Consider the following 18625-nt stretch of genomic DNA (forward strand, 5'->3'; position numbering starts at 1 on the left):
CGAGTGCCCACACAGATGATTGCTTTATATTGTTAAAGAACGTTTTGAGTCGCTTTAGCGTCTCAAGGGATGCGTATAATACATCCTTTATTTTTCGAGTCAACACTTTGTTTTAAACTTTCTTTCGACAATTTAAAACCGAAGTTTTATTTAACTCTCTGAGTAGTTCGCGTCTCGCTAGGCGTTGACGTTTCCCGTCTCAGTGGGGTCGCATTATAGGGAGCCGCAGATTTTACGCAAGCGTTTTTATCGCCTTTTTTGCATTTAATTTTTACCCCAAAGATACACAAGCCAGGCTCACAGGTTACCCACAAATCCCTGTGGATAACTGCGCTTTTTATTCCTTAAACAAGCTTACTGTTATATTGCTATAAACTTAAAAATGTAAAAAGCACCTAGGTAAGGTGCTTTTAAAAGTAATAGTTATTAAGTTTTAGTACAAAATACTATATAACTTGCGACGATACTTTGCTGCAAGTGCATCACCGTCGGGTAAAGAGGCAATAATAGCTAAAAAACTTGGTTTTGCTTCGTTAAAATTCAGATCTTTTTGCAGCACTGTAAATAGTACATCTAATGCTTCTTCTTTTCTGCCGGCTTCATTGAGTAAAATACTTAGCTCTTCTTTTAATTCTAAGTCATTTGGGTACTTTTCTACTTGTTGTTGCTTTTCTTTAATCTCTGGTGAATCTTTTGCTTCAAGCGCAGCTTCGCATTTTGCTTTTATATTATTAAAGTAAGCATCTTGCTCTTGTACATCTATTGTATTAATTAGTGCTTGCGCTTCATCTACTTTATGAATTTGAATACATATATCTGCAAGTACTAATTTAATACGCGCGTTGCTGTTGTCAATTTCATAAGCTTGCTTTGCATAATTAAACGCGGCATTTAAATCTGACTTTAATAATGCTTGCTTTGCTTGCTCTAATAGTAAGTCTTGTTGAGCGGGTAAATGTTTAGCTAATGCTTCACGAATTTTCGCTTCAGCTTGGGCACCCGATAATACATCAACGGGCGCTGAGTCTTTTAACAACACCAGTGTTGGTAGTGTTTGTAAACCAACTTGCTGTGCTAATTGCGAAGCCAGAGCTTGCTCGGCATCGCAATCTAAATTTGCTACTACTATATAGTCGTTATATTCAGCGGCTAATTTATCTAATATTGCTGCCTGGTTAATACATTCAGGACTTTGCGCTGAGTAGAAGTTTAGCAGTACCAACTTTTGTTGTGATGTTTCGCCGAGTACTTGCTGAAAATTTTGCGCGTTGATACTAACTATGTTGCTCATTGAATTGATTGCCATATTCATTTATTTAGGTTTTTATATGGTGCTGAACATAATTATTACAAGTCATATATCTAAATCACTTGGATATACATTTATCTCAATAAGGGAAAATCATGAAGTTAACTTACTTAGGCACAGCGCTATTATTAGCTAGCCCTCTATTGGCGGCTAAATCATTAGACTTAAATTTACATAGCAGCATGCCAGCCATCGAAAGCTTTTACCTCGATCTGCATCAATCACCCGAGCTTTCGTATCACGAGCAACAAACCGCAAAAAAAATAGCAGCGCAGTTAAACAAGCTTGGTTTTGAAGTTACAAGCAATGTAGGTGGTTTTGGCGTTGTAGGCATTTACAAAAATGGTGATGGCCCCACAGTAATGATACGTACCGATACCGACGCCTTACCTATTACAGAACAAACAGGTAAGGCGTATGCTTCTAAAGTAACAGTAATAGACGAGCACGGTGCAAAAGTAGGTGTTATGCACGGCTGCGGTCACGATATACATATGAGCTCATTCATTGGTACTGCTGAACAACTAATAGCTCACAAAAATGCATGGCAAGGCACGCTAATGATGGTGGCACAACCCGCAGAAGAAGTAGGCGGTGGCGCTAAAGCCATGCTAAAAGAAGGCTTATTTAGTAAATATGCAAAACCTGATCACATAATTGCGCTACATGTAAGTGCAAGTGTGCCTGCCGGTAAAGTTGCGATAAAAAATGAATATACTATGGCCAGCGTCGATTCTGTTGATATAACTATAAAGGGTAAAGGCGGACATGGAGCTTATCCGCATACCACTATTGATCCGGTTATTATTGCTGCGCGCACTGTGCTTGCACTGCAAACTATTACGAGTCGTGAGCTTTCACCATTAGAGCCATCAGTTATTACTGTTGGATCTATTCATGGTGGCTCAAAACATAATGTAATTTCTGATGAAGTAAAGTTACAACTTACATTACGCAGCTATAACCCTGATATTAGAAATGCACAAATTGCAGCAATTAAACGCATTACCGCCGGTATTGCACAAAGCGCAGGCCTTGAGGAAGCGCTCTACCCTAAGGTGCAAGTACATGAAGATGAGTCAATTCCATCTACATATAATAACCCGGCACAAACCAACCTTGTGCGTCAAAGTATTGCCAGCGCTATTGGTGATGAAAATGTGCTTGAAACCCTCCCTGTAATGGCAGGTGAAGACTTTGGCCTATATGGCCGCACTGACGAAAATATTCCTATCACACTATTTTGGCTCGGTGGCGTTAACCAAGCAAAATATGCAAGTGCAATAAAAGCGGGCGAAACATTACCTTCACTGCATTCAAGTAAGTTTGCCCCTGACTATAAAGTCGCACTACCAACTGGCATTAAAGCCATGAGTAACGCAGCGGTAACTTTGTTTAATCAATAGTTTTATTTAAATAATAGCTCTGTAGTTAACCTGTAACAGAGCTTTTTTTATAACTCGACTTTTTATAAGGCGTTTTTTGGCCACGTTTAACAAAACGCTTTTTAGCTGAAGTTTTAGGCAGCTTTGCAAATACATTGCTATCGCAATTTGCAGCTTGTTGTACAAAACTATTTAAGTCGGCAAGTAAAGGCTGTAAAAATTGCTGATAGCTCATTACTTGCTGTGCAATATCACCTAAGCTCGATTCCCATTTAGCGGTTAAATCGGGGCGAACTAAACCTTGCGGCAGCACGCTAATAAGTGCACTCCCGGTTTCGGTTGTTTTAATTAATTTGCCTTCACGTTTTAAAAAACGGCGTTTAAATAATAATTCAATGATCCCCGCTCGCGTTGCCTCTGTGCCTAAGCCATCGGTGTCTTTAAGTACTTTTTTTATCTGTGGATCTTGTACATAGCGGCTTATGCCTGTCATGGCTGCAAGTAAAGTCGCATCACTAAAGTGCGCTGGCGGAGAGGTATATTTTTCAACAACCTCCCCTTGCGAGCAAAAAAGTAACATGTCTTTTGTTAAAAGCGGTAGCGTGGCTTCATCTTTCAATTCAGACTTACCCATTAGCACCTTAAAACCCAAGCTTACATCTTGCTTTGCATTTGCTTTAAATAACCCGCCAGCAATAGTTATCTCTGCTTTAGTTTCGTTGTAAATATAGTCGGGATAAAACTGTATTAAATAATGACGACATATTAATTGATAAACCTTTGTCTCATCGCTACCTAAACTTGTCGACTTTAACTGTTTTGCCGTAGGGACAATGGCGTGATGCGCAGCCACTTTTGAATCGTTAAAACATTTACTACGTTTTTTACTATCAGCTGCTTTTACTAACTCAACACCTTGCCCGCCATTAGTGCTTATAGCTTTTAAAATAGCAGACGCATCTTGGTGATGATCATTAGGTAAGTAGTGGTTGTCTGAACGCGGGTAGGTAATTAACTTATGACGCTCATAAAGAATTTGGCATATATCCAGCACCTTTTGCGCTGGCATAGCAAATGCTTTTGCCGCGTCTATCTGCAAAGCAGATAAGTTATAAGGCAGTGGCGCAGTTTGTTTTTTTTGCTTTTGTTCAAGCGCCGTTAGCTCAGCATTTTGCTGTGTGATACGCGAGGCTACGTTTTCAGCCAATGCTTTATTTAATACTCGCCCTTCTTCGTCTTGATAAGGCTCACATGCCTTACTGGGTATCCATTTTGCACTAAATGATTGTTTTTCGGGGGTGACTAAGTGGGCTAATACTTCATAAAATGGCTTCGATACGAAATTTGCTATGTCATTATCTCTATTAACCACCAAGCCAAGTATGGGTGTTTGTACTCGTCCCACAGAAAGTACGTTACCAAACCCAGCTTTTTGCCCTGCTAAAGTATAAGCGCGGGTTAAATTCATACCAAACAACCAATCAGCACGAGAGCGCGCTAAGGCTGAAACGCTCAACGGAATAAACTCACGGTTAGATCGCATAGTCGTTAATGCTTTTTTTACTGCAGCTAAGTTTAAATCACTAATTAATAAGCGTTGAATATGCTGCTTTTTAGTTTTACTTATTTTGGCTTCTTCAATAACTTGATCGACAAGTAATTGCCCTTCTCTGTCGGGATCACCTGCATGCACTAGTGCTGTAGCCTGTTTGATTAGCTTTTTTAACACAGTAAGTTGCTTGCGAGTTTTAGTTTTTGCTTTTAATTGCCACTGCTCAGGAATGATAGGTAGGTGCTCAAACTGCCACTTTTTAAAGCGCTCATCATAGTCATCGGGCTCGGCTTGCTCGAGCAAATGACCAATACACCAAGATACGCAATCACCATTTGCAACTTCAATGTAGCCATCGTGCTTTTTGTGCGGTTTTGGTAACGCGTCGGCAATAGCACGCCCTAATGACGGCTTTTCGGCAATATAGAGTTTCATAAGCAAGCTCTTTTACTGTTTATATACACAGTAGTTTAGCATATCAATTCACAGCGTGGGATGTTTTTATTAAACCGTATTATTTAACAACTCTGAGGTATTTGGCTGAGGTGGTGACTTTTAGTTAATTTTAACTAAAAGTCACCTGAAATCAATTACACTTAGTTTGCTTAAACCAAGTGTGTTTTTAATAAAATGACTGCTACCTTACATCGATAGGATCAGACTCTTTGGCTTTTCCTTGTAAAATAGATATTTCAACGCGACGATTACGACGGCGATCTTCATTGCTGTCATTTGGCACTAACGGCCGGGTTTCAGCACGCCCTACTACCATCATTCTATTTTTATCAAATCCAACTACTTTTTGCAGCTCACTAGCTACTGCAACTGCACGCTTAGATGAAAGATCCCAGTTATTAATATATAACTCGTTTGAAACCTGAAAATCGTCGGTATGCCCCGACACAGTAATTTCTCCAGGCACATCTTTTAATAGCACGCCAATTTCTTGAATAATGGGTTTAAACTTAGGTTGTAAAAATGCACTACCCGAAGGGAAAGAGCCATTTTCGCGAATACGAATAATTATTTGCTGCCCTAATGATTCAAGCTCTATGGCACCATCAATTATTTGTTTTTCTAATTGCTGGGCAATTTTTTTAACTAAGTCGTTTGTTTGCTGTTGATCGGCCGCTGAAATTGCTTGCTCCGATGCTTGCTCTTTGGAAGTACTACGCGACTCGCCACCACGTTTATCGCCCCGCTGCTCTTGCCTTCCGCCTGCTGAACTTTCATCACCTGCCTGAAACTCTAACATTTGCTGGGTCATTTCTACCGTTTGCTGTTGAATTGTTTCAATTGGGGTAGGCTCTGGCTTGCCCGGAGTAAACTCCATAGCAATAACTGATGTGCCTTTGGGAATATCTTTAACTTCTATTTTATTTTGTACACCAAATGCAAATTTCATCGAACCGGCAATTTGTTTAAATTTAAGTACATCCATTTCAGAAAACGCAAGCAAGAGCACAAAAAAGCACATTAATAGCGACATTAAATCTGCGAATGTCCCCATCCACGCAGGTAAACCTGGGGGTGGGCACTTGCACTCTTGATCAGACATAGTTAATCCTCAGTGTTTACTTTACGTTTTGATTCAGCAAGATAGTTTTTCAAAATACCTTCTATTACTTTTGGATTTTGACCATCTTGAATACCTAAAACCGCATCTAAAATTAAACGTTGATTCATTGCCTCTTCGTCTTTACGCAGCTCCAATTTTGTTTGAATAGGAATAGCGACTACGTTAGCTAAAAATGCGCCGTATAATGTGGTTAACAATGCCACCGCCATAGCCGGACCAATTGCTTTAGGATCATCCATATTAGATAACATCGCAACTAAGCCTATTAAAGTGCCTATCATTCCCATTGCTGGGGCTATATCACCCAAAGATTTAAATAAAGTAGCACCCGACTCATGCCGTGCTGTAGTTAATGAAATATCTTTTTGCAGTGTGGCCCGCACTACGTCTGCGTCGTGGCCATCTACTAGCATGTCAACGCCTTTGCGCATAAATGGATTCGGTATTTCTGCCTCTTCAAGTGCTAAAAACCCGCCTTTACGTGCTGAATCTGCAAGTTCAACTGCTTTTTCGATTAACTCTTCTGGCGACTCAAGCTTAAACATAAACGCTTTGGTAACCACCTTACCTATGCCAAAAAACTGTGACATAGTAAAGTTTGATAAAACGATAAATAATGAACCGCCAAATACGATTACAACAGAGGGCGTGTTGTAAAACATAGCCATTTCACCGCTACTACTCATAAACATGGACATGACAATTAAGCCAATTGCGCCAAGGATCCCAATAATGGTTGCTAAATCCACATTCCCTCCAAAGGTTTTTGCTTTTATATGCAAACGTTTGTTATTAATTGTTTATCGGCAAGATACTGAATTGCTTAAGCCATTTTTTATAGATAAACATAAAAAGCTGGATTAAGCACTATTCTAGATCAACTTGTGTAATCTATCTAATTATCAATTTTTTAAAACATAAAGCGTTTATTAACGAAAAAACCATTTCATCCTTTGACCTAGTTTAGCATTCCCCCTAAAATTGACTTCTAAATTTATTATGTAAGTTGAAATAAAGATGGCGACTAAAAAACCTGAAAACTTAAGTTTCGAGCAAGCACTAGAAGAATTAACAACAATCGTTAGTGAAATGGAACAAGGTGATTTATCGCTTGAGCAGTCATTAAAACAGTTTGAGCGTGGCATTGCTTTAGCAGGCGCATCGTCTAGTAAGTTGCAACAAGCTGAGCAAAAGGTGGCTATTTTAATGGGCAAAGATGAGAAGTCTGTATTAACCGACTTTGATAATGATATGGAATAGCCGTGACTATTAAAGAACTTATTACACATGCTCAAACTGATGTAGCCAATACTCTTAACCTTTATTTTGACCAATCGCTTAATACTGACGAGACCATAAAAGCCGCCACCCATTATAGTTTAATGAATGGCGGCAAAAGATTGCGTCCTTTTTTGGTTTACGCAACGGGTAAAATGCTCGGCGCAGATAAACAAGATTTAGACGTACTTGCTGCAGCTATAGAATGTATTCATAGCTACTCGTTAGTTCACGATGACTTACCAGCTATGGATGATGATGAATTACGTCGCGGACGCCCAACCTGTCATATCGTGTACGGCGAAGCACACGCAATTTTAGCCGGTGATGCACTGCAAGCTTTAGCATTTGAGTTAATAGCCAAGCATAATTTTAACTGTAGTGCTCAAGCTCAAGTTAAAATGATTGCTGAACTGGCACATGCCTCTGGGTTACAAGGTATGGTGGCAGGCCAAGGGCTTGATATTGCAGCTACTGATAAAGTAATAACCGTGGCTGAACTTGAGCGTATTCATAAGTTAAAAACCGGTGCGCTAATAAGCTGTGCAATTACACTGGGGGCTTTGTGCTCGAACAATGTTAGTCAAAACACGTTAGAAAATTTAGCCACTTTTGGCTATGCCATAGGGCTTGCATTTCAAGTACATGACGATATTTTAGACGTAGAAGGCGATACCGTTACTTTAGGTAAGCCTCAAGGGTCAGATATCGCTGCGAATAAAGCGACATATCCCGCTTTATTAGGTATGCTAGGCGCTAAAGAAAAAGCGCAAAACTTAATACAACAAGCCCATGCAGCGTTAGCAAATATAGACGCCGATACCAGTGCTTTAGCGTCACTAGCTAACTATTTAATTGAACGTGACCACTAAACACGGCTTAAACGTATTGCAACTTAGCACTAAAATTATTACTGAACATCAAATAACTCAAACAACGCGTTTGCACAGTTAGTTGATGTTAGCGAAGGACATATATAAAACCATGACACTTGATAGCAGCAAGTATCCATTACTTAATTTGGTTAACGAACCAGCCCACTTGCGAGACTTAGCACAAGATAAGCTTCCTGCATTTAGCCATGAGTTGCGTGACTACTTACTCAACTCGGTATCGCAAAGTAGCGGGCATTTAGCGTCTGGTTTAGGTACCGTAGAGCTCACTGTGGCACTACATTATGTGTATAACACCCCAGATGATCGCCTTGTATGGGATGTAGGCCACCAAGCTTACCCACACAAAATACTCACCGGGCGTCGCGATTTAATGCACACCATTCGTAAAAAAGATGGCTTGCACCCTTTCCCATTTCGCGAAGAAAGCCAATACGATACGTTTAGTGTGGGCCATTCTAGTACCTCTATTTCAGCTGCGTTGGGCATGTCTATTGCTGCGCAAAAAGAAGGTAAAGGACGCAAAACGGTTGCCGTTATAGGTGATGGTGCTATTACAGCAGGCATGGCTTTTGAAGCCATGAACCACTTAGGTGATGTAAAATCAGATATGTTGATCATTTTAAATGACAACGAAATGTCGATTTCTGAAAACGTTGGCGCGTTAACAAATCACTTTGCCCGTATTTTATCGGGTAGCTTTTATACTAACATTCGCGAAGGTAGTAAAAAACTACTCTCGGGTGTGCCACCAGTTAAGCAACTTGCCAGTAAAATGGAAGAGCATATTAAAGGGATGATGATCCCTGGTACCTTCTTTGAAGAATTAGGCCTAAATTATATTGGCCCAATTGATGGCCATGATGTAAACATGTTAGTAGATACGCTGCGTAATATGCGTAACTTAAAAGGCCCGCAATTACTGCATATAAAAACCCAAAAAGGCAAAGGGTATAAACCCGCTGAAGCCGACCCTATTGGCTATCACGGCGTACCTAAGTTTGATCCTAATACATCAAGTTTACCTAAATCAAAACCCGGTGCGGCTACATTTTCTAATGTATTTGGCGACTGGTTATGCGACATAGCAAAGCAAGACAGCAAGCTTATGGCGATAACACCGGCTATGCGCGAAGGCTCTGGCATGGTGCGTTTTTCAAAAGAGCATCCTGATCAGTATTTTGATGTTGCGATTGCCGAGCAGCACGCTGTAACCCTCGCTGCTGGTTTTGCTTGTGAAGGCTTAAAACCCGTTGTCGCAATTTACTCAAGCTTTTTACAACGTGCGTACGATCAGCTAATTCACGATGTAGCGCTGCAAAACTTACCTGTGCTATTCGCTATTGACCGTGCTGGTATTGTTGGCGCAGACGGCGAAACACATCAAGGTGCGTACGATTTAAGCTTTATGCGCTGCATTCCAAATATGGTCATTATGGCGCCAAGCGATACAAATGAGTGTCGCCACATGTTATATACTGGTTATCAAGCAAATTGCCCTGTTGCTGTGCGTTATCCGCGTGGTAGTGCTGGTACGGCAGAAATTGCAACTAATATGCAATTACTTGAAATTGGTAAAGCCGATGTTGTTAAGCAAGGTGCTAAAGTGGCTATATTGTCATTTGGTACATTACTTGAAAACGCGCAACTAGCAGCTGATGAACTCAATGCGACTTTAGTTAATATGCGCTTTATTAAACCGCTTGATACTGCGTTACTCGATGAGTTAATAAACAGCCACAATGTAATAGTAACGCTTGAAGACAATGCAATTTCTGGCGGTGCTGGCTCTGCGGTTAATGAGTATTTAGCAACGCAAAAAGCACAGGTTAGCATTCTTAACTTGGGTATCCCTGATGAATTTATTAAGCACGGTACACAAGACGAAATGCACGACGAAATGGGCTTAGGCGAGCAAGGAATATTAACTGCTATCAAAGCGTTTATTAATTAACCTCCTACTCATTTAAAGCATATTAAAAAAGGAGCCTAGGCTCCTTTTTTAATATCTAAATATTAGTTACTTATCGCATCCATACTTTAATATCAGCTAAACCATTGGCTTGTAGCAAGCCTATTTGCTGTTCAACATTAGGGTTTTGCTCAAACTCAAACGCATCTAACTGCTCATCAAAGGTAATGTTAGCGACCCCATCGCCACCGCGTTTTTTAACTTGATGCAGTGCAATATCAGCTAAATTAATCGAGGTTTCCCAGCTAATAACTTGGCCACCTAATAGTGGTAGCGGATAGAACGACCAACCAATTGAGGCTGAAATATGAGTGCTTTTACCGTTTGGCAATTGAAATGCATGTTCGGAAATTCCTTGGCAAAGATCCGACACATAGCTGTCAATTAAGTTACATTTAAAGTCACGTAATAAAAGTAAAAACTCATCGCCGCTCCAACGTGCCACATAATCTGAGCCCTGAGTACGCGAATTAAGTAATACCGCCATTTGCTGCAAACAACTATCTCCGGCAATTGGCCCATACGCATCGTTAATACGGCTAAAGTTGTCTAAGTTCATAATTAATAATACTAGCGACTTGCCCTGCGCTTGCAGTGATTGTGAGTTACGCTGAAAATGTTCAATATCTTTAGGTAGTTGGTCGAACAAAAAGCGGCGACTACGTAACCCTGTAAGCTCATCTGAATGGCTCACTAGCTTAAGCTGTGAGTTAACTTTATTAAGCTTATCGTTTGCTTGGCGAAGCTCTAAGGTACGATCAGTGATCAACCCTTCTAACACTTCTTGTTTACGGCGCTCTTGCGCTCTAAATACCCAAAACACTAAATAAAACAATAAAACAAAACCACTGGTGATCAGTAATCTAAAGTAAATTGTTTCGTCAAAACGCTCAGGTACTACAAAAGCGTAATCAACAGATTGGGCTATGTTCCAATCCTCGCCTTGGCGTTTTGTTTCTAACTGAAACAAAAAAGAACCGGCTGGGAGGTTAGTATAAATAGCTTCGCGGCGAGTATTCGCGTATCGCCAGTCAGTATCTAAACCATTTAATTTATACCTAAACTCAATACTATTTGGCGCGTAATAATCTATGGCTGTGTATTTTAAAGTAACATCGCGCTCGTCTATTTTTAATCGCGGTTTATTACCTAATGCAGCAGTGGTTAAACTACGTAATGGTGTAGTTAATGTTTCTATTTTAGGTTTTAAACCACGCAAGCCAAACAACTCAACGCTTTTAGGTATTTCAACTACACCTTGTAAACTGGGATACCAAATAGAATTGTTCATATCAACAACCGCGTCATGCCCTAAGCCATTACAACATTGGCTGGCTTTACCATCGAGTTGGCGGTCGAACGAGGAAATAACTTCTTCAACTTTTAAGCTTTGGATCTGCGTTTTAAATTGATCTACCGGCATCCGATAAACACCTTTCATGGTGCTTACCCATATTCTTTTTAATTTTTCATCGTACTTTAAGCTAAAAATAGAACCATAAGGTAAGCCATTTGCCGCATCTAACTGCTGCCATTGTCCTTGTCCACTACGATAGAACAAGCCATCGTTTAACGAACCAACTAATATCCCAACTCCATCTATATGCAAAATACTGGTTACATAAGCACTTTCTAAGGTAGTTTGGTCACCTATTTTTTCTATTCCTCGGTCTGTAAAGTAATACGCACCTTTACTAGTACCAATAATGCCAAAATTTGGGGCATCTAATACAAAAGTAATAAACTTACTGCCTAAAAATGCATTATAAGCAAAGGGTCTTAAACCACTATAATTGAGTCTATACAATCCTCGGCCGGTACCAATCCAAAATCCGCCTCGGGTAGCCGAGCTAATCGCAAATACTGGATTGTCGTTTAATGCGCGCCCAGGAAAGCTGTAAAGTGTGTCGTCTTCATAAAAGAATAACCCCCGCCCAGTAGCAATATAAAGCCGATCGCCATCAAACTGTAAATCATGCACCGAGGCATGCCCATACTTGCTACTGTTTATTATATTAATAAAGTTTTTATTGGTATCAAAGTAACCAACTCCGCTTCTGTTAGCTATCCACAGTTTGTCATCGGGTGATTTACTAATCGCCATTACCGTTTCAGTCATTTTAGAAATTGCCGAGTGACGCTCAATGCGACCTTCGTGTGCCAGCCATAAACCTTCACTAAAACTGGCTAGCCAAACATTATTTTGATCATCGCGAAACATGTCAGCAAACCAAATACTTTGATCTAACTGACTTGGCTCAACCCATTGCCAATCACCTGACTTGCCACGAAATAATAAACGCCCATAAGTAGATACCCATAAGCCACCATTGGTATCGCTCATAAATTTATAAACTGCAGAGTTATTCACATTAGGCAGTGGGAAAGAACGTAGTTCGTCATCTAAATCTAAAAAATAAGCACCCAACTCAGAGGCTAAATATAAATTACCATTTAAAAAAGAGAGATCGTGCACTATGGTTTGCGCTAAGCTGTCGGGTAATGACACTTTGGCAGTAAGCTCTAAGCGTAATTTAGAAAAGTCGGCAGCGCTTTTTGTCAGGCGCAGTAAATGTCTGTCGTTTACTAACCAAATACCTTCAGGTGCGAGCGCCATTTTGCTCACAGAGCCAACTATTTGAGTAATAACAGTGGGATTAACTATGGGTGATGGCTCATTAGTTTGATCGCGTAAATCAACCAAACTACGATCAACATAATACAGGCCATTAGCGGCTATCCAAATACCGCCTTTAGAGTCCTCTAAAATATCTCTAACCGGGCCTTTAATATTAAACTCTTGTGCACTAAGTGTTGCAGGGTCAATAACTACTAACCCATTTTTGGTGCCGATCCACAAAAAGCCTTGGCCATCTATTAGTAATTTATTAATACCATTACTTGGTAAAAAAAGACTATTTTGCGTGTTGTAGTTGGTAAAAGTATTGCCGTCAAAACGACTTAAACCAAATTGAGTTCCCAGCCACATATAACCTTGCTGGTCTTGCACAACACTTTTGAGTGATTGCGAGGGGAGTCCATCTTTAATATTCCATTGTTTAACTACGTAATCAGTAATTGAGGCCCAACTTGGCATAGCACAGGTTAGTAGTACAAAAACTAGTAAAAATCGCATCATATTGCTGCCACCTAGCTAAACAATCAAATAATAAACTAAAAGGGTAGTAAACCTACTTTTATCAGCGCTTGCAAACAAATAAGTGAAAATATACCTGCAAGTACGTCATCAATCATAATGCCAAATCCACCATGGGCACGCTTGTCGAGCACACGGATAGGGCCTGGTTTGACTATATCAAAAAAACGAAACAGTAAAAAACCAACCAATAATGTTTGCCAGCTCAGTGCCGTACCAATCATAGTGATGTAGTAACCTGCCACTTCATCCCATACAATCGCAGGGTGATCGTGTACCCCTAAATCATCTGCGGTCTTGCCACAAGCCCAAATACCAAAAACACTGATCACTACAGCAAATACTATTTGTAACCACAACGGGTAGTGCATGGTTATAAAAATAAAAGGTAAAGCGGCCAAAGTACCAAATGTGCCTGGGGCTATAGGTGCAAGCCCAGTACCAAAACCTAAACCAAAAAACTGATGTGGACGCTTTAGGTTAAATAAACGCTTGTTGTTCAACTTAAATCCTTAGAAAAGTGCTCAAAACCTTGGTGCTTAAAAGTAAATTTTTCGCCTTTATGTAACAGGTCAATTTGCCCTTCGCCACTTTTTATTTGGCCAATACAAATTGCCTCTACGCCATATTGACGCAGTTTTACATCAAGCATACTTTTATTGCTATCAGGCACGGTATAAAGCAGTTCATAGTCGTCGCCGTAATTTAGTATAAACGGTAATTGTTGTTCAAAATCAAGGCTAGCTTTCATTGCATCCGAGGTGGGTATGCTTTCAATATTAACCGTTGCGCTAACCTGCGACATATTTAGTATATGGCCTAAATCGGCTAGTAAACCATCTGAAATATCAATAGCAGAAGACGCAAGCCCACGTAATACCTGCCCTGCAGCCACTCTAGGTGTAGGGAAGTTAAGGCGCTTTTTAATATGTTTTAGATGCTCAGGTTCAATCGTTAAGCCTTGCTTGCGAGACTCTATTGCAAGCCCCGCATCTCCTAACGGCCCAGTTACAAAAATCCAGTCACCTACTTTTGCGCCATTTCGGCATAATGCAGTGCCTTCGGGTACTGTACCTTTTGCACAAATAGTAATACTCAAAGGTCCTTGAGTCGTGTCGCCACCAATTATTTGTACATTAAAATATTCGGCAATTTCATGCATGCCGTCAGTCAATTCTTCAATCCATTGCTGATCAATACTCGGAAGTGTTAAAGCGATAGAAACCCATGTAGGCTCTGCCCCCATTGCCGCTAAATCACTTAAATTTACAGCCAATGCTCTGTGCCCGAGTGCGCGAGGTTCAATGTCATCAAAAAAATGTACACCAGCAACGAGTGTATCGGTTGTTATAGCAAGCTGACAATTTTGCGGCACAGTAACTAATGCGCAGTCATCTCCAATCCCTAAATTAACATCGCGGCGAGTAATACCACGGCCTTTAAAATAACGATTAATTAATTCAAATTCCTTCATACACAAAAAAGCCGACCTATGCCGGCTCTCCTTTTTAACGGTAATTTATACCAGCCAGTTTTGATAAAATAATTATCAAAAACCTGACTAAATATTACTTACGTAAATGCTTAACTGCTTTATCAAGTACACCGTTTACAAATTTATGGCTATCTTCAGCGCCAAACATTTTAGCTAATTCAATGCTTTCGTTGATAGCCACTTTGTATGGAACATCTTCACGAAATTTTAGCTCATAGCTGCTTAAACGTAATATTGCGCGTTCAACCATATCTAACTCATCGAATGGACGGGTTAAATGCGGTGATACAGCCTCGTCTAGTTGCTTATAATTTACCGCAACGCCACTGGCTAAATCTTTAAAATATTCAACATCAATTTTAGTCACGTCGTTTTCGATCAACATTTGTTGTTCGATATCGGCAATTGCATTGCCACTTAATTGCCAAGAATAAATGGCCTGAAGTGCTAATATACGTGCTTTACGTCTTGCTGCTGGTTTCACAAAAATTCCTTAAACTTAAATTTTATCTAACACATTAACCATTTCAAGCGCGCCTAAAGCAGCTTCGCCGCCTTTATTGCCCATTTTGGTGCCAGCACGCTCAATTGCTTGTTCAATGCTTTCTGTGGTTAATACGCCAAATGCAACCGGTATATCATACTCAAGTGATACTTGCGCAAGACCTTTGTTTGATTCGCCAGCAACTAGGTCAAAGTGTGGAGTACCACCTCTGATCACTACGCCTAATGCGATGATTGCATCATACTGTTTTTTTGCCGCAATACGTTTCGCTGCTAAAGGTAATTCAACCGCGCCAGGTACATAAACTACGGTAATATCGTCATCCGATACACCACCTGTGCGTTTTAATTCATCAATAGCGCCTGCTAATAAGCTACTACCAATAAAGTCATTAAAGCGAGAAATGACAATGGCAAATTTTTTGCCCGGAGCGTACTTACTACCTTCAATAATTTTCATTTGATAACCTTAAAAATAAGTTTGAGCGATTTCGATTGCGCAAAAATTGCAGCGCATCATACCATAAAAATAAAATAATAGCCTAGCGTCTAATTACTGCGGCTCTATGTAGTCAACAACTTCTAAATGAAACCCTGAAAGTGCATGATACTTTTTAGGGCGACTCATTAAGCGCATTTGTTTAATGCCTAAATCGGCTAAAATTTGTGAACCCACGCCTACAGTACGAGACGTACCTGTAAATTTATTCGGTGTTACATCTTCACCCGAATCTTCGGCTGCAAACGCCTTTACGGTTGCCTCAAGCTCTGCGGTACTTTCTTGTTTGCCTAAAATAACTAATACACCATTGTGCTTAGCTATATAAGCCATTGCGTCAGACACGCCCCAGCTACGCTCAGAGTTTCTATCTGAGAGTAAAATATCGTTAAAGGTGCTTTGTAAATGCACTCGCACTACGGTTGGCGCTTGTTGTTTCATTTCGCCTTTTACTAATGCGTAATGTAGCTGTCCGTCAATGGTGTCTTTGTAGGTTACTAAATCAAACTCACCGTGCTCGGTAGGTAACTTACACTTTGCCACTTGCTCTATCGTGGTTTCGTTTAAGTTACGGTATTCAATTAAATCAGCTATGGTGCCAATTTTAATATCGTGCTGTTTAGAAAACACTTCTAAGTCAGGACGGCGCGCCATAGTGCCATCTGCATTGAGTATTTCAACAATAACCGATGAAGGCTCAAGCCCTGCTAAACGGGCTAAGTCGCAGCCTGCTTCAGTGTGCCCTGCACGCGTTAAAACACCGCCAGGTTGTGCCATTATAGGAAAAATATGCCCAGGCTGTACTATATCGCTAGGCACTGCGCCTTTAGCTATAGCGGCCTGTACTGTACGTGCTCTATCTGCTGCCGAAATACCTGTAGTAACGCCTTTTGAAGCTTCTATCGACATTGTAAAATTAGTTGAAAACGCAGCACCGTTATTTTTTACCATAAGCGGTAAATCAAGTTGCTCGCATCGCTGTTGCGTCATAGTTAAACAAATTAAACCACGGCCATGCGTGGCCATAAAGTTAATAGCTTCTGCACTAATATGCTCGGCGGCAATAATTAAATCGCCTTCATTTTCCCTGTCTTCATCGTCCATTAAAATAACCATTTTACCGGCTTTAATGTCTGCGATAATTTCTTCTGCGCTGTGTAAGTTCATAATTCACTCTTATTAGTTGTTAGTTGCGTTACTTAATAAAGCCCGCTTTTGCGAGTAAGCTCATTGAAATATCAGCGCCCGTAGGCTGCTCTGCGCCTTTTATAAGCCGCTCTAAATAACGCGCAATTTGGTCGACTTCCAAATTAACTTGGGTGCCCACTTTAAAATTAGCTATCGTAGTTTGCTCGCTAGTATGGGGCACAATCGTTAATTTAAATTTATTACCTTCTACTGCGTTCACTGTTAGGCTAATACCATCAATACATACAGAACCTTTATACGGTATGTATTTCATTAGGTTTTCATCTGTGGTTAGCCAATATTCTGTAGCACGTGCATTTGGCGTAATGGCGGTAATTGTAGCAATGCCATCAACATGGCCAGATACTAAATGCCCACCTAAACGCGAAACCGGTTGCATGGCTTTTTCAAGATTAACTGTTTGCCCTAATGTGTAATGAGCAAAACCAGTTAAATCTATCGTTTCATTCGATAAGTCGGCACTAAAACCATCGGCATGTTTATCAACAACAGTTAAACACACACCATTAGTGGCAATACTATCTCCTAACTTAACATCACTCATATCAAGGTCAGGGCTTTGTACACGAATAGCTAAATCGCCTTGTTTTTTTTGTAATAAAGCAATTTTGCCTGTGGCTTCTATTATCCCAGTAAACATAGCATTACTCTTTTGTATCAAGTGGTTTTAATGAGCTTTTTACTGCGCTAATACGTAAATCATCACCTATACGCGTACACTCATTAAAAGTTAAATCAATCGTATTTTGCATACTGATCAACTCAGGAAAATTAACTAAACTCTTGCCATCACACCCAATTAATTTAGGCGCTAGATAAAAAATAAATTCATCTATTAAATCCAGTTCAACCATTTTACCCGCAAGGGTTGCCCCAGCCTCTAGCCACACTGTGTTAAATTGCAGCTTTGCGAGCTTTTTTAAAACCGCGGTTAAATCAACTTTTGAATTACTAGCAGTTACTACTATATGCTTTACAAAATGCGGCCAATGTTGCGATTTATCAACCTTGGTAGTAAAAATTATTATTTCACTTTCAATAGCAAATAAAGCAAGATTTGGGGTTAAACGATTTTGCGAGTCAATAATAACACGCACCGGTTGGCGAAGCGGTAACTGTGTAGGTAATGCCTGCGGTAATTCATTTTTACGCACATTTAATTTAGCGTCATCTACTAATACGGTATCGGCACCGGTTAAAATAGCGCAACTTTGTGCACGATATAACTGCACGTCTTGGCGTGCTGCTGCGCCTGTTATCCACTTACTTTGGCCATTATTAAGCGCCGTTTTACCATCAATACTGGCGGCCATTTTACACGTTACATAGGGCAGACCATGCTCCATACGTTTAAAAAAGCCTAAATTAAGCGCCCTAGCCTGTGCTTCAAGTAACCCATGTGCAACCTCAATACCAGCGTCGCTAAGTATTTTCAGCCCCTTACCTGCCACTTGTGGATTGCTATCGACCATGGCGGCAATTACTTTTACTACACCGGCGGCTTTTAAACCTTCTGCGCACGGTGGTGTACGGCCATAATGGCTACATGGCTCAAGCGTAACATAAGCTGTTGCGCCTTTTGCTTTACTGCCTGCCATAGCAAGTGCATTTACTTCTGCATGCCCTTGTCCGGCAAGCTGATGAAATCCCTCGCCTACTATTTCATTGTTTTTAACTAATACACAACCTACGTTTGGATTAGGCGTGGTAGTAAACCGGCCTTTTTTAGCCAATTCTATAGCACGTGCCATATACATTTCGTCATATTGGTTAAAAACACAGTCGCTTTGCAT

General features: G+C 40.4%; 16 protein-coding genes. 4 read left to right on the forward strand and 12 right to left on the reverse strand.

Going from position 1 to position 18625, the window contains the following annotated elements:
• Positions 1–433: 433 nt before the first annotated feature.
• Positions 434–1291 carry a tetratricopeptide repeat protein gene (locus H5058_RS11115; RefSeq protein WP_041454532.1) on the reverse strand — a complete coding sequence of 286 codons (858 nt, stop codon included), beginning with the start codon at positions 1289–1291 and terminating at the stop codon, positions 434–436.
• 113 nt (positions 1292–1404) lie between these two features.
• Between H5058_RS11115 and H5058_RS11120 the strand changes: the two genes are divergently transcribed.
• Positions 1405–2715: a M20 family metallopeptidase gene (locus H5058_RS11120; RefSeq protein WP_182678258.1), complete on the forward strand. Its 1311-nt coding sequence runs from the start codon at positions 1405–1407 to the stop codon at positions 2713–2715.
• Between the two features lie 25 nt (positions 2716–2740).
• Here the strand turns inward: H5058_RS11120 and H5058_RS11125 are convergent, their stop codons facing one another.
• The 3 genes from H5058_RS11125 to pomA all read right to left on the reverse strand — a co-directional run bounded on the left by H5058_RS11125 (position 2741) and on the right by pomA (position 6574).
• Positions 2741–4681 (reverse strand): DNA topoisomerase III, encoded by a 1941-nt coding sequence (locus H5058_RS11125; protein ID WP_182678260.1) that lies wholly within the window; start codon positions 4679–4681, stop codon positions 2741–2743.
• A gap of 202 nt (positions 4682–4883) precedes the next feature.
• Positions 4884–5804, reverse strand: coding sequence for a flagellar motor protein MotB (locus H5058_RS11130; protein ID WP_011329012.1), 921 nt, complete (start codon positions 5802–5804; stop codon positions 4884–4886).
• A 2-nt stretch (positions 5805–5806) separates the two neighbouring features.
• On the reverse strand, positions 5807–6574 hold the full coding sequence (gene pomA / locus H5058_RS11135) for a flagellar motor protein PomA (RefSeq protein WP_041454537.1): 768 nt from the start codon (positions 6572–6574) through the stop codon (positions 5807–5809).
• 268 nt (positions 6575–6842) lie between these two features.
• On the opposite strand from pomA, the gene H5058_RS11140 reads away from it, so the two are divergent.
• From H5058_RS11140 to dxs, 3 genes are all read left to right on the forward strand, one after another.
• A complete protein-coding gene (locus H5058_RS11140) occupies positions 6843–7085 on the forward strand; it encodes an exodeoxyribonuclease VII small subunit (protein ID WP_011329014.1) in 243 nt (80 codons plus the stop codon).
• Between the two features lie 2 nt (positions 7086–7087).
• Positions 7088–7975 carry a (2E,6E)-farnesyl diphosphate synthase gene (gene ispA / locus H5058_RS11145; protein ID WP_011329015.1) on the forward strand — a complete coding sequence of 296 codons (888 nt, stop codon included), beginning with the start codon at positions 7088–7090 and terminating at the stop codon, positions 7973–7975.
• A 112-nt stretch (positions 7976–8087) separates the two neighbouring features.
• The gene (gene dxs / locus H5058_RS11150; protein ID WP_179807526.1) at positions 8088–9950 is read left to right on the forward strand and encodes a 1-deoxy-D-xylulose-5-phosphate synthase; all 1863 of its coding nucleotides are present in this window, start codon (positions 8088–8090) and stop codon (positions 9948–9950) included.
• 70 nt (positions 9951–10020) lie between these two features.
• Here dxs and H5058_RS11155 read toward each other — a convergent pair whose 3' ends face one another.
• The 8 genes from H5058_RS11155 to ribD all read right to left on the reverse strand — a co-directional run bounded on the left by H5058_RS11155 (position 10021) and on the right by ribD (position 18625).
• Positions 10021–13107, reverse strand: coding sequence for a ligand-binding sensor domain-containing diguanylate cyclase (locus H5058_RS11155; protein ID WP_182678262.1), 3087 nt, complete (start codon positions 13105–13107; stop codon positions 10021–10023).
• A 35-nt stretch (positions 13108–13142) separates the two neighbouring features.
• A complete protein-coding gene (locus tag H5058_RS11160; RefSeq protein ID WP_089368678.1) occupies positions 13143–13628 on the reverse strand; it encodes a phosphatidylglycerophosphatase A in 486 nt (161 codons plus the stop codon).
• Positions 13625–14599, reverse strand: coding sequence for a thiamine-phosphate kinase (thiL, locus tag H5058_RS11165; protein ID WP_041454538.1), 975 nt, complete (start codon positions 14597–14599; stop codon positions 13625–13627). The genes H5058_RS11160 and thiL overlap by 4 nt, the downstream gene beginning before the upstream one ends.
• A 94-nt stretch (positions 14600–14693) precedes the next feature.
• Positions 14694–15104: a transcription antitermination factor NusB gene (gene nusB / locus H5058_RS11170; protein WP_011329020.1), complete on the reverse strand. Its 411-nt coding sequence runs from the start codon at positions 15102–15104 to the stop codon at positions 14694–14696.
• A gap of 15 nt (positions 15105–15119) precedes the next feature.
• On the reverse strand, positions 15120–15584 hold the full coding sequence (gene ribE, locus H5058_RS11175; RefSeq protein WP_011329021.1) for a 6,7-dimethyl-8-ribityllumazine synthase: 465 nt from the start codon (positions 15582–15584) through the stop codon (positions 15120–15122).
• Between the two features lie 93 nt (positions 15585–15677).
• Positions 15678–16790 carry a bifunctional 3,4-dihydroxy-2-butanone-4-phosphate synthase/GTP cyclohydrolase II gene (ribBA, locus tag H5058_RS11180; protein WP_182678264.1) on the reverse strand — a complete coding sequence of 371 codons (1113 nt, stop codon included), beginning with the start codon at positions 16788–16790 and terminating at the stop codon, positions 15678–15680.
• A 28-nt stretch (positions 16791–16818) separates the two neighbouring features.
• Complete coding sequence (locus H5058_RS11185; RefSeq protein ID WP_086993175.1) at positions 16819–17472, reverse strand: riboflavin synthase; 654 nt, start codon at positions 17470–17472, stop codon at positions 16819–16821.
• 4 nt (positions 17473–17476) lie between these two features.
• Entirely contained in the window at positions 17477–18625 is a 1149-nt protein-coding gene (ribD, locus tag H5058_RS11190) for a bifunctional diaminohydroxyphosphoribosylaminopyrimidine deaminase/5-amino-6-(5-phosphoribosylamino)uracil reductase RibD (protein WP_182678267.1), read from the reverse strand.

The organism is Pseudoalteromonas sp. SR45-4 (assembly GCF_014163535.1).
GTDB classification, from domain to species: domain Bacteria; phylum Pseudomonadota; class Gammaproteobacteria; order Enterobacterales; family Alteromonadaceae; genus Pseudoalteromonas; species Pseudoalteromonas nigrifaciens.

Bases quoted from the DNA above. Each gene is read 5' to 3' on its own strand.
- H5058_RS11115 (WP_041454532.1), bottom strand. From the start codon at position 1,291: ATGAGCAACATAGTTAGTATCAACGCGCAAAATTTTCAGCAAGTACTC.
- H5058_RS11120 (WP_182678258.1), top strand. From the start codon at position 1,405: ATGAAGTTAACTTACTTAGGCACAGCGCTATTATTAGCTAGCCCTCTA.
- H5058_RS11125 (WP_182678260.1), bottom strand. From the start codon at position 4,681: ATGAAACTCTATATTGCCGAAAAGCCGTCATTAGGGCGTGCTATTGCC.
- H5058_RS11130 (WP_011329012.1), bottom strand. From the start codon at position 5,804: ATGTCTGATCAAGAGTGCAAGTGCCCACCCCCAGGTTTACCTGCGTGG.
- H5058_RS11140 (WP_011329014.1), top strand. From the start codon at position 6,843: ATGGCGACTAAAAAACCTGAAAACTTAAGTTTCGAGCAAGCACTAGAA.
- dxs (WP_179807526.1), top strand. From the start codon at position 8,088: ATGACACTTGATAGCAGCAAGTATCCATTACTTAATTTGGTTAACGAA.
- H5058_RS11155 (WP_182678262.1), bottom strand. From the start codon at position 13,107: ATGATGCGATTTTTACTAGTTTTTGTACTACTAACCTGTGCTATGCCA.
- thiL (WP_041454538.1), bottom strand. From the start codon at position 14,599: ATGAAGGAATTTGAATTAATTAATCGTTATTTTAAAGGCCGTGGTATT.
- ribE (WP_011329021.1), bottom strand. From the start codon at position 15,584: ATGAAAATTATTGAAGGTAGTAAGTACGCTCCGGGCAAAAAATTTGCC.
- ribBA (WP_182678264.1), bottom strand. From the start codon at position 16,790: ATGAACTTACACAGCGCAGAAGAAATTATCGCAGACATTAAAGCCGGT.
- H5058_RS11185 (WP_086993175.1), bottom strand. From the start codon at position 17,472: ATGTTTACTGGGATAATAGAAGCCACAGGCAAAATTGCTTTATTACAA.
- ribD (WP_182678267.1), bottom strand. From the start codon at position 18,625: ATGCAAAGCGACTGTGTTTTTAACCAATATGACGAAATGTATATGGCA.